General features: G+C 74.7%; 14 protein-coding genes. 9 read left to right on the top strand and 5 right to left on the bottom strand.

All coding sequences use genetic code 11. The features are described from left to right. Positions 1 to 1,488 carry a helix-turn-helix domain-containing protein gene (locus AF335_RS21570; RefSeq protein WP_170127773.1) on the bottom strand — a complete coding sequence of 496 codons (1,488 nt, stop codon included), beginning with the start codon at positions 1,486 to 1,488 and terminating at the stop codon, positions 1 to 3. A 202-nt stretch (positions 1,489 to 1,690) separates the two neighbouring features. Between AF335_RS21570 and AF335_RS21565 the strand changes: the two genes are divergently transcribed. From AF335_RS21565 to AF335_RS21555, 3 genes are all read left to right on the top strand, one after another. Continuing rightward, positions 1,691 to 2,383 carry an esterase/lipase family protein gene (locus AF335_RS21565; protein ID WP_102920059.1) on the top strand — a complete coding sequence of 231 codons (693 nt, stop codon included), beginning with the start codon at positions 1,691 to 1,693 and terminating at the stop codon, positions 2,381 to 2,383. A 217-nt stretch (positions 2,384 to 2,600) separates the two neighbouring features. Next, a complete protein-coding gene (locus AF335_RS21560; protein WP_102920058.1) occupies positions 2,601 to 3,287 on the top strand; it encodes a DUF4142 domain-containing protein in 687 nt (228 codons plus the stop codon). Positions 3,288 to 3,293: 6 nt separating this feature from the next. Then, a complete protein-coding gene (locus tag AF335_RS21555) occupies positions 3,294 to 4,721 on the top strand; it encodes a DUF1996 domain-containing protein (protein WP_102920057.1) in 1,428 nt (475 codons plus the stop codon). A 136-nt stretch (positions 4,722 to 4,857) separates the two neighbouring features. On the opposite strand, the gene AF335_RS21550 is transcribed toward AF335_RS21555, so the two are convergent. Further along, complete coding sequence (locus tag AF335_RS21550; RefSeq protein WP_228773175.1) at positions 4,858 to 6,084, bottom strand: PucR family transcriptional regulator; 1,227 nt, start codon at positions 6,082 to 6,084, stop codon at positions 4,858 to 4,860. A 737-nt stretch (positions 6,085 to 6,821) separates the two neighbouring features. On the opposite strand from AF335_RS21550, the gene AF335_RS21540 reads away from it, so the two are divergent. The 4 genes from AF335_RS21540 to AF335_RS21530 all read left to right on the top strand — a co-directional run bounded on the left by AF335_RS21540 (position 6,822) and on the right by AF335_RS21530 (position 10,085). Then, complete coding sequence (locus tag AF335_RS21540; RefSeq protein WP_184743336.1) at positions 6,822 to 7,373, top strand: hypothetical protein; 552 nt, start codon at positions 6,822 to 6,824, stop codon at positions 7,371 to 7,373. Continuing rightward, the gene (locus tag AF335_RS21535; protein WP_342353972.1) at positions 7,370 to 8,758 is read left to right on the top strand and encodes an NADH-ubiquinone oxidoreductase-F iron-sulfur binding region domain-containing protein; all 1,389 of its coding nucleotides are present in this window, start codon (positions 7,370 to 7,372) and stop codon (positions 8,756 to 8,758) included. Before AF335_RS21540 ends, AF335_RS21535 begins: the two co-directional genes overlap by 4 nt. After that, positions 8,653 to 8,883: a ferredoxin gene (locus tag AF335_RS36445; RefSeq protein ID WP_342353971.1), complete on the top strand. Its 231-nt coding sequence runs from the start codon at positions 8,653 to 8,655 to the stop codon at positions 8,881 to 8,883. Before AF335_RS21535 ends, AF335_RS36445 begins: the two co-directional genes overlap by 106 nt. A gap of 182 nt (positions 8,884 to 9,065) precedes the next feature. Continuing rightward, the gene (locus tag AF335_RS21530) at positions 9,066 to 10,085 is read left to right on the top strand and encodes an SCO0930 family lipoprotein (RefSeq protein WP_102920055.1); all 1,020 of its coding nucleotides are present in this window, start codon (positions 9,066 to 9,068) and stop codon (positions 10,083 to 10,085) included. 65 nt (positions 10,086 to 10,150) lie between these two features. Here AF335_RS21530 and AF335_RS21525 read toward each other — a convergent pair whose 3' ends face one another. The 3 genes from AF335_RS21525 to AF335_RS21515 form a co-directional block, all read right to left on the bottom strand. After that, positions 10,151 to 10,771 (bottom strand): isochorismatase family protein, encoded by a 621-nt coding sequence (locus AF335_RS21525; RefSeq protein WP_102920054.1) that lies wholly within the window; start codon positions 10,769 to 10,771, stop codon positions 10,151 to 10,153. 188 nt (positions 10,772 to 10,959) lie between these two features. Beyond that, positions 10,960 to 11,952 carry a GlxA family transcriptional regulator gene (locus AF335_RS21520; protein WP_102920129.1) on the bottom strand — a complete coding sequence of 331 codons (993 nt, stop codon included), beginning with the start codon at positions 11,950 to 11,952 and terminating at the stop codon, positions 10,960 to 10,962. Positions 11,953 to 12,112: 160 nt separating this feature from the next. Beyond that, on the bottom strand, positions 12,113 to 12,889 hold the full coding sequence (locus AF335_RS21515; RefSeq protein ID WP_102920053.1) for an alpha/beta fold hydrolase: 777 nt from the start codon (positions 12,887 to 12,889) through the stop codon (positions 12,113 to 12,115). A gap of 299 nt (positions 12,890 to 13,188) precedes the next feature. On the opposite strand from AF335_RS21515, the gene AF335_RS34775 reads away from it, so the two are divergent. Beyond that, the gene (locus tag AF335_RS34775; protein ID WP_170127772.1) at positions 13,189 to 13,425 is read left to right on the top strand and encodes a hypothetical protein; all 237 of its coding nucleotides are present in this window, start codon (positions 13,189 to 13,191) and stop codon (positions 13,423 to 13,425) included. A gap of 288 nt (positions 13,426 to 13,713) precedes the next feature. Next, positions 13,714 to 14,517, top strand: coding sequence for a 3-hydroxybutyrate dehydrogenase (locus AF335_RS21505; RefSeq protein WP_102920051.1), 804 nt, complete (start codon positions 13,714 to 13,716; stop codon positions 14,515 to 14,517). Positions 14,518 to 14,594: the final 77 nt, after the last annotated feature.

Here is a 14,594-nt window from a genome sequence, read left to right as displayed (position 1 = left end):
TCAGGCGCCCGGCGGATCGCCGCCGGGCGCCAGGGCGTGCACCAGCTGGACGCGGGAGCGGATGCCGAGCGCCGCGAAGACGTTGCGCAGGTGGTGGTCGACGGTCCGGTGGCTGAGGGTGAGCAGCGCGGCGACCTCCCTGTTGGTGCGGCCCTCGGCGACGTGCCGGGCCACCCTGAGCTGCTGCGGGGTGAGCGAGGCCAGCGCGCGCGGCCGGGTGTCCGGCTCCGCGCGCCCGGCCGCCCGCATCTCGTCCCTGGCCCGTTCCACCCATACGTCCGCACCGCACGCCTCGAAACGGAGCATGGCGCCCCGCAGATGGGCGCAGGCGTCGCCCGGTCGGCGGCGCCGCCGGAGGGACATGCCGGCCAGCAGGCTGGTACGTGCCTGTGCGAACTCGCTGCCCGCGCCCTCCATGAGGGCGAGGGCCCGGTCGAAGGCCGGGTCCGCGCCGCCCGGTGCCGCGAGGAGGGCGCGGCAGCGCAGCGCCGTGGCACGGGCCTGCCGGTCGGCACTCGCCTCCGCCCACTCCTCGAAACAGCGCAGCGTCGCCCGCGCCTGGCGGACGGCCCGCTGCCGGCCCGCCGCCGGCAGGGCGGGGGCGGCCAGGGCGACGGCCTCGACGAAGTACGGGATCACACGCTGCCGCCAGGCGAAATGGTGCACCGAGGACGTGCCGAGGACGAGCGGCCGCAGCCGTTCCACCGCCTCCACCGGCAGATTGCGGGCGAGGTCGAGCAGCCCCGGGCTCCAGGTCGCCAGGACGGCCGGGACCATCAGACCGTGGGCCCGCGCCGTCGCGAGCGCCGCCCGCGCGTGGGACCGGCAGCCGCTCTCGTCCCCGCGGACCGACGCGGCCATCGCGAGGACGCCCCGCAGATGCGCCGCCAGGTCGGGACGGCCGGCGGCGAGCGCGGCGTCCAGGCCCCGCAGGGCGTGCGACTCGGCGCGCGCGTACTGGTCGGCGACGAGCTCGACCAGGGCGAGGTGCGTGAGGAGCCTCGGCACGGCGGCGGGGTGCCGGCCGGCCCGGGCCAGGGCCGAGGTCGCCAGCGCCCGCGCCTGCGGCAGCCTGCCGAGCGCCATCGCGGAGCGGGAGGCGTACAGGAGCGCCCGCGCGTCGTCCTCGGGCGCGGCCCGGCAGCCCGTACGGAGCAGGACGGCCGACAGCGGCCCGTCGCCGCCCATCGCCGCCGCGACACCGCGGTGGTAGTCCCGGATGGGACCCGACACCCCGCCGTGCGCGCCGAGGCGCCGCGCCGCGGTGAGGAACCCCGCCCGGTCGCCCGCCGCCCAGGCCGCCTCGGCGGACCGCAGGAGGGCGAGCGCGTCCAGGGCCGTGGCCCGTCCCGGCAGCCCGGCGCGCCGGGCGTGGCGCGCGGCCGACGCCAGCCGGGCCGTGTGCGTGGGCTGGTCCTCGGCGCGCTCCGCGGCCCGGGTGAGCGCCACGGAGCAGCGGAGGTGCATCCGGCGTGTGGGATCGCGCATTTGTTCCTCCTCGCCCGGACGGGGCGCCGGCCCAGGGATTGCCCACAAGTTACCTGTTGGTAAACCCGCTTGGGGAGTGGGCGGCCCCGCGTGCGACCTACCGCCGGGAACACCCTGGCGATTTCGCCGATTCGCCGGCCGGGTCCACGGCCGCATGCTCCCCGCAGTCGATTTCCCATCCGATCGTCCGACGGAGGCACACATGCGAAGGACCACGAGAGCGCTGGTGGCGACAGCGGCGGTGACGGGCTTCCTGCTGGCCGGACAGGCCGGGCGGCCCGCGACCGCCGGGGCGGCGACGCCCCGCGAGCCCGTCGTGTTCGTCCACGGCTACCTCGGCAGCGGCGCCGTCTGGGAGCCCGCCCGGTCGGCATTCGAGAAGGCCGGGTACGACAAGTCCCGGCTGTTCACGTACTCCTACGACTTCAACGTCTCGAACCGTACGACCGCGCGGGGCCTGGCCGACTTCGTCGACAAAGTGAAGCGCGACACCGGGGCGGAGAAGGTCGACATCGTCAACCACTCCATGGGCGGCATGGTCACCATGTGGTACATCAAGCAACTGGGCGGGGCGGCGAGCGTCGGGCGGGTGGCCTCGCTCGCGGGCGCCCACCACGGCACCAAGGTCTCCGGCCTCTGCACCGTGGTGTCCCCGTCGTGCAAGGAGATGACCCCCGGCTCGGAGTTCCTCACCACCCTCACGGCGGGCGACGAGACCCCCGGGCCCGTCGCCTACCGCACCTGGTACTCGCCCTGCGACGAGATCATCAACCCCTTCACGAGCACCGTGCTCGACGGCGCCGTCAACACCTTCCTGCCCTGCGAGGAGCACCTCGCCTACCTGGTCGACGGCCCGCTGCTGGCTCAGGTCGCCGCGTTCGTCAAGGGGGCCTGACGGCTGAGGGGGACGGCGCCCGTCACGACTCCGCCTCCGGCGGGCGGACCGGTGCCGGGACGGGTGGCGCCGCACGGTAGCAGCGTCCGGCAGGGGGCGGCACCGCTTCGGCCGAGGTTTCCCGGAGGTTTGTCAGAGGCCGCGAACGCTCGTCCGCCCCGCTGTGCCGGGGGCTAGCGTCCGGGGGCATTCCGGCAGGGCGACCGAAGAAGGTGTCATGCGATCCGTTCGTTTCCCCCGTTACGCGCGCTCCCCGGGTCTGCCGCGCCCGTTCTCGCAGCGGGCCCTCGGCACCGGGCTCGTCGTCCTCTCCCTGGCGGCGACGCTCCTGGCGCTGCTGATCCCGGTCCACCTCTTCGGCGGCGCCGGACCCGCCGCGGCCGCCGCCCGTACCACCTGGAGCGACGACGGCGAGGGGACCACGGCGACGCCCTTCGGGCCGCTGACGCCGCTGGACCGGGACTTCGTCCGCAGGGTCCGGCTCGCCGGACTGTGGGAGAAGCCCGCGGGGCGGCTCGCCCAGGAGCGCGGCACCAAGGACGCGGTGCGGATGGCCGGCGAACACCTCGTCGACGGTCACACCGAACTGGACCGGCGCTCCGTCGAGGTGGGCCGGGCCCTGGACGTGACCCTGCCGGAGCGGCCCGGTGCCGACCAGCGGGGCTGGCTCGACCAGCTGAACGCCGCTCGGGGGAGCACCTTCGAGCGGCTGTTCGCCAACCTTGTGCGCACCGCGCACGGGAAGGTGTTCGCGCTGGTGGCGCTCGTCCGCGACCGCACCGCCAACGCCTTGGTCCGGGAGCTGGCGACCCGCGCCAACACGGTCGTCCTCGACCACATCACGGTCCTGGAGAACACCGGACTCGTCGACTTCCCCCACCCAGGCAACGACGAAAAGAAGTGACCCCACATGATGCGACAGGCCCACAAACGCTCGCAGTTGAGGACCCGGGCGGTGGTGGCCGCCGCGGCGCTGCTGCTCGGCGGCGGCGGAACGGCGGTGATCGCCCAGCACGCCTCCGCAGGCGCCTCCCACGGCGGCGGACGGGACGCCGGGCACGGCTCCCATGACGCGGGCGGCGGCTCGGGCGGTGGCTCCGCCGCCGGGGCGAGGACCCTCGCGTGCCCCGACGTCGGCGACCGGCTGCGCGACGTACCGGCACCGGCGCGGACCGAGGTCTCCAGGGGTCTCTCTCAGCTGGACGCCCAAGTGGCCCAGGCTTACGAGCGGATGACGTCACATCAGGGTGGCGAGGACACTGTGCTCGACGAGCTGAAGGCGAAGCGCGCCGAGACCATAGGCCGGATCAACGACTCCCTCACGGCGGACGGCGCGGGCCCGGCCCCCGCCACCGTGGCGGCGGCGTCACTCAGCGGCTGCCGGACCGAACAGGTCAGCACCGCCGCCGCGGACGACTCCTCCCGCGACCTGGCCCCCCGGCTGGGCGCACGGGGCATGCCGGGCGGCCCCTCCCGCGCCGACTTCGCCGACATCAGGACCGCCCCGCTGCGAAACGGACCGCGCGCCCGGCCCGGCGGCTCCACCGGCACCTTCACCTCCGTATGCGGTCGCAACGAGAACGGGCACTTCAACCCCGACAACGTCATCGTCACCCCGGGGGTGCGCAACGGCGCCCACCACATGCACGACTATGTGGGCAACAAATCCACGGACGCCTTCTCCACCGACGCGAGTCTCGCGGCCGCGGGAACGACCTGCGCCAACGGGGACAAGTCCAGCCACTACTGGCCCGTACTGCGCGTCCTGGACGGAAAAGCGGCACCGGACGCGAACGCCCCGGGCGGCGGACACGACGGGAACATGGGAACCGTGCTCCGGCCCGCTTCCGTCACCCTGCAATTCAGGGGCAGTCCGGTCTCGAAGGTGACGGCCATGCCGCGCTTCCTCCGCATCATCACCGGGGACGCCAAGGCGCTGACCAACGGAGTGGCCAACGCCAATGCCTCATGGAGCTGCGAGGGCTTCGAGAACCGGCAGCTCAAGGACAAATACCCGATCTGCCCGAAGGGCGCCGACGTCGTCCGCACCTTCGCCTTCCAGAACTGCTGGGACGGACGGAACACCGACAGCGCCAACCACCGCACCCACGTCGCCTTCGCCCGCCCGGACGGTTCGTGCCCGCGCGGCTTCCGGGCCGTCCCGCAACTGGTGCAGCGCATCACCTACGACGTGCCGGCGGGCGTGCCGTTCGCCGTCGACAGCTTCCCCGAGCAGTTGCACAAGCCGGTCACGGACCACGGCGACTTCATCAACGTGATGTCCGACCGCCTGATGGCGAAGGCGGCGTCCTGCGTCAACGACGGCCGCACCTGCTGACGGAAGACCGCGTCCGCCTCCTGTGACGCCGGTCCCGCGAACCCCGGCCCCGGGTGCTCCCCCCACTCATGCCACCCGGCGCCGGGAAGGCGGCGGCCCCCGACAGCCGGGTCGGGGGCCGCCGTGCCATGTGCCCTCACAGCCCGTTGACGCGGGCCCTTCCGGCCGGTCCCGGCGGATGGACCGCCGCGCCGAGGGCCCGCGCGGTCCCCGGTGCCCGTGACCGCAGCTGCCGGGTACGGGCCAGCAGGCGCCGGCCGCGCAGCGCCAGCTCCAGCTCGAAGCGCGTGTGCGGCTCGCGCATCGCGGGCCCGAAGAGCTTCTCGATCTGCCGGAGCCGGTAGCGCACCGTCTGGGGGTGCACCTTCAGCGTCCGGGCCGCCTCCGGCGCGCCGCCGCTCTCCAGCCAGGCCAGCAGCGTCACCTCCAGCCGCTCGCTCTGCCGCGGCGTCAGGTCGTCCAGCGGGCGCAGCCACCGCGCGGAGAGCGCGCGCGCCAAGGACTCGTCCTGAAGCATCAGCAGGTCGGAGAGGTGGTCATCGACGCACACGACCCGTTCCGCCGGACCGCCCAGGGCCGCGGCGACGGTCAGCAGCCGGCGCGCCCAGCGCAGCGAGGCGGCGGCTTCCGCGACCGGCACCGAGTGGCCGACGGCGGCCGTCCGGCCGCCCAGCGCCGACTCCAGCACCGCGTGCCCCGGCAGCCCCGGGTCCGGGACCAGCAGGCACAGGTCTCCCTCGACGGCGCCGGGCAGGCCGTGACCCAGGGCCGCCGCGAGCGGGGGCGTCAACGGGGGTGCCGGCTGCGGTGCCGGCTGAGCGGCCGGGTGGGACACCGGGTGCGGCACCGGGTGGGACACCGCATGCGGCAGCGGATGCGGGAGCGAGTGGGGCGACGGACGGGACGAAGGATGGGGTGACGGGTGAGGAGGGAACGCCTCGTTGGGGCTGCCGAGGACGACGGCGCGCACCCGGCGGGGGAGCGGCCAGCCGGCCTGGCCCGCCAGCTCGGCCAGGACCTCGCCCGGTATGTGCCGGTCGTCGGCGAGCGCGGCGAACAGGGCCTGCCGGGCCCGCGTGGCGGGCATGGCGGTGACCACCTGCGCGGGTTTTCGCCGCGGCCGGAGGCCCGTCCCCGGCGGTATGCGCTCCGGCCCCGTACCGGGTGCCAGCCCCAGGGTCAGCAGCAGCGCCTGTTCCACGGCGGCCCGTGCCGCCTCCGTGCCGATGCGCCGTGACACCGCCGAGAACGCGGGCGTACCGCGCTCCAGCTCCGCCACCACCGTGGCGGCGACCGCCGGAAGTTCCTTTCTCAGGACCGGGATCCACTCACCGCGCGGCCGTGACCAGATGCGGTTCAGCATTTCGCACATCGTCTACCTCCGGACTTCCGTACCGGGCGGGAGGGCCGGGAAAGCCGTCGGCGGCCTCTCGCCTGAGTGGGCATCATCCGCAGCCGACCACTGCCGTGGGGACAGCCGGGCGTGAATTTGTCACAGCGCGATAAACCTTATGGAGTTCCGGTGAAGTTGGGCGATGCTTCTGCACATTCAGCCGCCGGGCCATGGGTGTCCGGCCGGTCACATCGAGTGAATTCGATGATCGCCCTGCCGTCGGGAAACGCCGATGCGAGGGATTTCCGGATTTCTCAGGAACACGGACGGTCGCCGGAACCCCGGCCGGCCGCCCGTCGGAGACCCAGATGTATAAGTCGCGAACGCAAACACTTCTCTCCCGCCCGCGAACCGGCCACCGGATGCGTACCGGAATCCGTCGCCGGGCCGTGGGGCCGCGGCCGTCGACCGGTCTGTCGGCCGACCCGTCGACCGGTCCGTCGACCGGCCCGTCACCCCGGTCTGCGCCCGGCCCCGCGTCCCGGCCGCCGTCCCGAGCGCCGTTCCCGCCGTCCTTCCGACCGTCCTTCCGGGCGTCTCTCCTGGCATCTTTCGAGGAGTGGCCCGGCACATGGCGCAAGGCGTCGTCCAGGAGGCCGGCCGGGCCCTCGCCCCGGCCGAGGGCCCGGCCGCAGGCGCGGCCCTCCGCGCGTCCCGCCCTCCCGGCGGCGATCCTGCTGTTCCTCGCCGTCGCCGCCCGTTCCGGCGTGGCCGAACGGGCCCGGGAATTCCTCGACTTCGGCGCGGGCGTACTCGCGCTCGTCTCGCTCACCTCCACCGTGCTGTGGGGGCTGGCCGCGACCGACCGACGGCTGCTGGGCTCGGCCCACCGGCTCCTCGCCCAGGGCGTGCACCGCGGACTGGCCGTGGCCGGGCTCGGATTTCTCGCCCTGCACGTGTGGGTGAAGATTGCCGAGGACCGTACCAGTGCGACGGCCGCCGCCGTCCCTTTCGCCGACTCCGGCCACCCCTTGCTCATCGGACTCGGTACGCTCGCCGGTTACCTGTTCGTCGCCGTCGCGGTCACCGGCGCCGTGCGCAGCGCCTTCTCCGGCCTCGGGCGCTCCGGCCGGTGGCGGGCCCTGCACATGGCGGCCTATCCGGCCTGGGGCGCCGCCCTGGTGCACGGACTCCACACGGGCCGGCCCGCCGCCGGCTGGGCGACGGCGGGGTACGCGCTGTGCGTGAGCGGAGTCGGCGCCGCCCTGACCCTGCGATGGCGGTCCCGGCTGCGCGAGGCGCGCGGAGCACGGCGGTGAACCGGGCCGTCCCCACCCTCGCCACCGTAGGACCGCCCCGGCTGCTGGCCGGGCTCGACGAGACGGCGTGGATGGACCTCGGGGCGCACCTGGCCGTGCACGGGCCCGCCCCGGACCTGGGCCCGCACGAACTCGCCGGGCTCGCCGAGGACATCGGCCTGCGCGGCCGGGGCGGCGCGGGCTTCCTCTTCGCCCGCAAACTGCGGGCGGTCGCCGACGCCCAGCGCCACCGGAGCCCCGGCGCGGCCGTCGTCGTCAACGGCAGCGAGGGCGAGCCGGGCTGTCTCAAGGACACCGCGCTGCTGCTCTACGCGCCGCACCTGGTCCTCGACGGCGCCGAGCTCGCGGCCAGGGCCCTCGGCGCGCACCGGGTGGCCGTGGGCGTCACCCGGCCGGACGTCGAACGGTCCGTGGCCCGGGCGATCGCCGAACGCGGCCCGGCTGGAACCGCCGGCCCGGCCGTCGGCGTCACCCTGCTGCCCGAACGCTTCGTCACCGGCGAGAGCAGCGCGCTCGTACGCGGCATCGACGGCGGCCCCGCGCTGCCGTCCGGCCGCCGCGTCCGCACCAGCGAAAGCGGTCTGGGCGGTCTGCCCACACTGCTGTCCAACACCGAGACCTTCGCCCAGCTCGCCCTCGCCGCACGGCTCGGAGCGGCGGGCTACGGCGCGTCCGGGCTGCCCACCGAGCCCGGCACCGTGATGCTGACCGTCGCGGGCACCCACGCCGTGGAGACGCCGACCGGGGTCCCGCTGCCGTACGTCCTGGAGCTCTGCGGCACCGCGCCGGGGCAGGGCGTGCTGATCGGCGGCTACCACGGCGGCTGGCTGCCGCCCGAGGCGGTACGGGCCGCCACCGTCTCCCGCGACTCGCTCGCGGCGGCCGGCGGCGTCCTCGGCGCCGGCGCCGTGCTGCCGCTGCCGGAGACCACCTGCCCGGTCGGCGAGACCGTCCGGGTGACCCGCTGGCTGGCCGGCCAGTCGGCGGGCCAGTGCGGCCCCTGCGCCCTCGGCCTGCCGGCGCTCGCCGACGCGCTCGCCGACGCCGCGGCGGGCGGCGGACAGGCCGCCCTGGACGCCGCGCGCGCCCGGATGTCCGCCGTGGAGCGGCGCGGGGCGTGCGGACACCCCGACGGCAGCACCCGGTTCGTCTCCTCGGCCCTCGAGGTCTTCGGCGAGGAGTTCGCCGCCCATGCCCTGGGTCACGGCTGCGGACGCCGGACCCTCGGCACGCTGCCGCTGCCCGCGGGCGAAGGGCGGCCGGCGCCCGGCCCGCTCCCGTGCGCGGCGTCGGCGCCGCGCGGGCCCCGGCGGAACGACTGCTCGTCGACTGGACCCTGTGCAGGGGGCACGGGCTGTGCGCGGACCTCCTGCCCGGCCTGCTGAGACTGGGCGCGGACGGCTACCCGGAGCGGGCCGTCATGCCCGTACCCGCGCGGATGCGCCAGCGGGCCCTGCGGGCGGTACGGCGCTGCCCGGCCCTGGCCCTGCGCGTCGAGGCCGGCGGCTGAGCGGCGGCGGGGCCGCTCCCGCCCCGGGTTCCCCGCCGCACGTCCCGCAGCGGCCCCCGCCCGCCCCTTCGGTTTCTGTCATCCGGTGACAAATTCCCGGGTCCGTTGAGCGTGTGACGGACCCGTCCCGTAATCCCACGGCAACGGCGGACCACCGCCGGGCCACGAGCAAAGGACAGTCCATGAACAAGCGTCACGTCTCCCTCGCCTCGGCGGCGATCGCGGTCATGCTGCTGACGGCGGCCTGCGAGGGCGGGGGCGGCTCGTCCGCGACGGACGACTACGGCAAGGCACCCGCCGGGAGCAGCTCGAAGATCGACGACGGGTACGGTTCGGGCGGGTCCTCGGCGTCCGGCCCCTCCGCACCCGCCTCCGAGGGGGCGGGGAGCGCCAAGGCCGGGCGGCTCGCCGTGCGCGACGCCCCCGGCATCGGCGCCGTCGTCGCGGACGCCAAGGGCCGGACCCTCTACCGCTTCGACAAGGACACGGCCGGTCCGTCGGCCTCCCGCTGCGACGGCGACTGCGCGAAGGCGTGGCCGCCCGTCCCCGCCGACGACGCGAGCGTCGCCTCCGGCATCGGCGCCGCGCTCGGAGAGGTCGAACGCACCGACGGCACCAAGCAGTTGACCCTCGCGGGCTGGCCCGTCTACCGCTACGCCAAGGACACCTCCGCCGGAGACACCAAGGGCCAGGGGGTCGGCGGGACGTGGAACGCGTTCGCCCCCGACGGCAAGAAGGCGGGCGGGAAGCCGGCGGGCGGACAGGACACCCCGGAACCCGGCGGCGCCTCGTATCCCGCCGGCTCCCCGGCACCCGCCGACGAGACGAAGCCGGCCGCCGAGGGCGTCTCCGTCAACGACGACCGGACCCTCGGCAAGATCCTCGTCGACGGGAAGGGACGTACGCTCTACCGCTTCGACAAGGACAGCGCCTGGCCCATGAAGTTCGCCTGCACCGGCGCCTGCCTGGACACCTGGAAGCCCGCGAAGCCGGTGGAGAAGAGCGCGGTGCGCGGCGTACCGGAGAAGCTGATCACCACCGTGACGCGCCCGGACGGTACGAAGCAACTGGCGATCGACTGCTGGCCGGTCTACTGGTTCACCGGTGACAAGAAGCCCGGAGACGTACAGGGCCAGGGCAAGCAGGGCCTCTGGTTCGCCGTCGACGACCGGGGCGGGAAGGTCACCACCCCGGCGGGCTGAGGCCGGTGGCGCTCCGGGCGGCGGGGCCTTCGGGGGAGACCGGTGACCCCGCCGCCCGGCCGGGCTCAGGCCGGAAGGGCGTCGACCGCGGGCGCGACCGTGCCGAAGAGATCGGTGATCGTCGTCAGCGCGCCGGCCTTGAGGGCGGCGGAGGAGACGACGGTGCCGTCCGGGGCGGCGAGGGAGCGGGTGGCCGTGGCCTCGGCGACGACCGTGGGCCGGTAGCCGAGGTTGAAGGCGCCCTCAGCGGTGAACGTGACGCACATATGGGTCATGAAGCCGGCCAGGACGAGGTCGTCGCCCGCGCCGACGCCGAGCTCCGTCAGCGTCTTGACCAGGTCGGTGTCGTGGAAGGAGTTGGGGAAGCGCTTCACGACGACGGCCTCGCCCGCCACCGGCGCGACCTCGTCGCAGATGCGGCCGATCTCGGCCCGGATGTCGTACGGCGAGCCCTCGCCGCCGTCGTGGAGGATGTGGACGACCGGCGTCCCCGCGGCCCGGGCCCGCGCCAGCAACCGGGCGCCGGCGGCCAGCGCGGCCTCGGCGCCGTCGAGGGCCATCACGCCGGAGCGGTAGGTGTTCTGGAAGTCGATCATGATCAGCGTCGACTCGCTCAGCCGGGCCGGGCGGCTGTCGAGGCCGGAGACGTCGCGGAGGGTGGTGGAGGGCGTGGAGGTGGTGGTCATGAGAGGTTCCTTTCGGATCATAAGTGCAGATAAGGGGTGGTGAAGGGAAGGGCCGACGGCCCGGCCGGTGCCGGCGACCGGGAAGCCGGGCACGGCGAAGCCGCCCCGCCGACCGTTGCCCGTACGGGTGCCGCGTCCGCCGCGGCGGGTGACCGGGGGACGTCCGCGAACCGATCGGACCGGCCGGGTCAGGCGGGCGTCGTCCGGAAGCGCCGGCGGTAGGCGGCGGGCGTGGTCGCGAGCTGCCGCCGGAACGCCCGGTGCAGGGTCTCGACCGAGCCGAGCCCGGCGCCCGCGGCGACCTGGTCGAGCGGCTGGTCGGTGCCCTCCAGCAGACGGCGCGCCGCCTCGACCCGGGCGGCTTCGACATAGGCGGCCGGGCTGGTCCCGGTCTCCTGGGCGAAGATCCGCGCGAAGTGCCGTTCGCTCAGGCACATCCGGCCGGCCAGCGCCCCGGCCGAGAGGTCCTCGCGGAGGTGGTCGGCGATCCACAGGCGCAGCTCGTCGATGTCCCGCCGGGAGGTGGCCGGGCCGGCCAGCGGTACGGAGAACTGGCTCTGCCCGCCCTGCCGCTTGAGGTACATCACCAGCTGCCGGGCGACCGCGAGCGCCACCCCCTCACCGTGGTCCTCGGCCACCAGGGCCAGGGAGAGGTCCAGGCAGGCGCTGATCCCGGCGCCGGTCCAGAGCCTGCCCCGGTCCGCGCGGACGAAGATGGGATCGGGGTCGACCGTGACGGCCGGATGGTCGGCGGCGAGCTGGGCGGCGGTCGACCAGTGCGTGGTCGCCGTCCTCCCGTCCAGCAGGCCGGCCGCCGCCAGCACATGGGCGCCCACGCACACCGAGGCGACCCGGCGGGCGTGCTGCGCGGTGGCCCGTACCCACTCCACGACCTCCGGGTCGACGCGGGCCACCGGGCCGAAGTCGCCCCGGTCGACCGCGCCCGGCACCAGGAGGGTGTCCACCCGCGCGCCGACCTCCGCGAACGACAGGTCGGCGCACAGCCGCACCCCGGCCGAGGTCCGGACCTCGCCGGCCGTCGGCGCGGCGAGCCGGACGTCGTAGCGGGCGCGGCCCCCGGTCTCCCGGTCGGCGAGGGCGAACACCTCGGCCGGGCCGGTGACGTCGAGGAGGTCGACCTCGGGGAAGACCGCGATGACGACACGGTGCGTAGTGGGCATGCGTCCATCGTCGGGGAGGACGGTCACGGCCGCAATGACGGTTTCCTGTCACATCCGGACATGGGGTGGGAGTGCCACGGACAAGGGGCGGACCCGGGCCACGGGAGGCGCGGGCCCGCCTCGTACGCCCCCGCTCGCCGGATCCCTCGCGCCCGTCGCTTCACCGCACCCCGTCGCACACCTCCAGTACCAGCTCGGCGACCGTCTCCGGGGCGCGCAGCATCGGCAGATGGTCGCAGCCGGGCAGCCGGACCAGCCGGCAGTCCGGGATGCGGGCGGCCATCTCCTCGTTGCAGCGGACGACCTCGGGCTGGTCCAGCTCCCCGAGCACCAGGAGGCAGGGCGTGTCGAGCTCGCCGAGCCGGTCGAAGGACGGCGGGTCGGGCACCTGGTGGGGGTAGTTGGAGAACCACGCGGGGACGGCCGCCCGCACCTGCGCGGCGGCTTCGGGGTCGTCGCCCGTGCCCGCCGCGGCCCAGGTGCGCAGCGTCAGGGTCACCAGGCCGTCCACGTCCCCCGCCTCGGCCAGCTTCTCGATCTCGGTCATGAGCTCGGGCGAGGTGAGCCCCGGATAGCCGGTGACGCCGGGACACAGCAGCGCGAGGGCGGCGACCCGCTCGGGCCGGCCGAGCGCGAGGCTCACCGCGGCGACGCCGCCCATGCTGGAGCCGACCAGGGCCGCCCGGCGCACCCCGAAGTGGTCGAGGACCGCGATCAGGTCCTCGACCAGGGAGTACGGGGCCGTGGCCGCCGGGGACCGCCCGTAGCCCCGGACGTCGTAGCGGATCACGCGGTGCCGCCGTGCGAGGCGCGGCACGACCGGGTCCCAGGCGGTGGAGTCACCGATTCCGGGATGGAGCAGGACCAGTGGCGGACCGTCCCCTCCGGAGTCGTCCGCCCATACCTCGCCGCCCTTGACCGCCACCATGAGTTCCATGGCGCCAAGTCTGCTCGCGGCGTCCCTCGGACCACCAGGGCGGCCGCGGGACGCGTCCGGCTCGCGCCGGTTCCCGAGCCCCGGCGGGCGTTGACGCACGCACCAACACCGGCTGTCATCGCCTTGCATTTGAAGGAAAGTCAACGGGATGAATTGTAAACATCAAGTGGGAATCGGTCCTTCACCCGTGGATTCCGGCCGTCACTGAGGCGCATGGGCTCCGGGGTGCGGAAGGGCCCCTAGCCATCGGTCGGACCTCCCGGGAACTTCTCGGGAGCATGTGTCAGGGAGGCATTCCTGTGCGCACCATGAAGGCAATCGCCGCACTCGCCCCGGTCGTCCTGGGCGCGATCCTCGCCGTTCCCGGCGGCGTCCTCGCCGCCGGCCGGGACCACTCAACGGACCAAGCCGCGTCCCGGGCCGGCGCGGCGGCGTTCGGCAACTTCATCCTGCAAACCGGTACGGCGCTCCACGAGACCGACGACACCTTCGCCACCACCACCACCGCCGACTGGGCCAGGACCTCGTGGCGGTGAAGAAGAGCTGGACCGGCACCAACAGCACCGAGGTCCACATCCTCGGCTGACCGCTGACCGCTGACCGCTGACCGCTGACCGCTGACCGCTGACCGCTGACCGCTGACCGCTGACCGCGGCGGCCGGCACACCTCGGCTCTTCCCGCGGCCCTTCCCGGTCTCCCCGCCGCAGGGAGAGCCGCTCGGACCGTACCGGGCGACACATGTCCGTATCCCCCATGCGTCCGGCCCGTCCTATGGGGCGAGGACCCATCGGCCCGCCGCGGTCCGCGCGCCTAGGGTGCGGGCATGACCACCCCGCCACCGCTCACCCCCACGCCCGCCTGCCCCTCCCCGGGCCTCCAGGGCCGTACCGCCCTCGTCACCGGCGCCGCCGGCGGCATCGGCGCGGCCTGCGCCCTCCGGCTCGCCGCCGCCGGAGCCCGCGTCCGGGCCCTGGACCGCGACGCCCCCGGACTCACGGAAGTCGTGGCGCGGGCGGAACGCCTGGCCGGCACCGTCGAACCCGTCGTCCTCGACCTCACCGACCTCGACGCGACCGAACGGGCCGCGACCGGCACCGACATCCTCGTCAACAACGCCGGCATCCAGTGCGTACGCCCCATCGAGGACTTCCCGCCCGACGTCTTCCACACCGTCCTCACCCTCATGCTGGAGGCGCCCTTCCGCCTGCTCAGGGGCGCTCTGCCGCACATGTACGAGCGGGGCTGGGGTCGCGTCGTCAACATCTCCTCCGTGCACGGGCTGCGCGCCTCGCCCTACAAGTCCGCCTACGTCGCGGCGAAGCACGGCCTCGAAGGGCTGTCCAAGACCGCCGCCCTCGAAGGCGCCACCCACGGGGTCACCTCCAACTGCGTGAGCCCGGGGTACGTACGTACGCCCCTGGTCGAGCGGCAGCTCGCGGAGCAGGCGGCCGCCCACTCGCTGCCCGTGGAACGCGTGCTGACCGAGGTCCTGCTGGCCGACTCGGCGCAGAAGCGCCTCATCGAACCGGAAGAGGTCGCGGAGGCCGTCGCCTACCTCTGCGGACCGCACGCCTCCTTCATCACCGGCACCAGCCTCGTCATCGACGGCGGCTGGACCGCGCACTGAGCCGTCCCCTCCCCGCGAGACCCCACGAACTCCCGGGAAAGTATGTGGAACCAGCACCCGGTGACCTGGATCCTGTG

The sequence above is a fragment of the Streptomyces eurocidicus genome, from assembly GCF_002891295.1.
GTDB lineage: Bacteria > Actinomycetota > Actinomycetes > Streptomycetales > Streptomycetaceae > Streptomyces > Streptomyces eurocidicus.
Note: the sequence above shows the minus strand (reverse complement) of the source record. Positions and strands in the feature narration are given on the sequence as shown.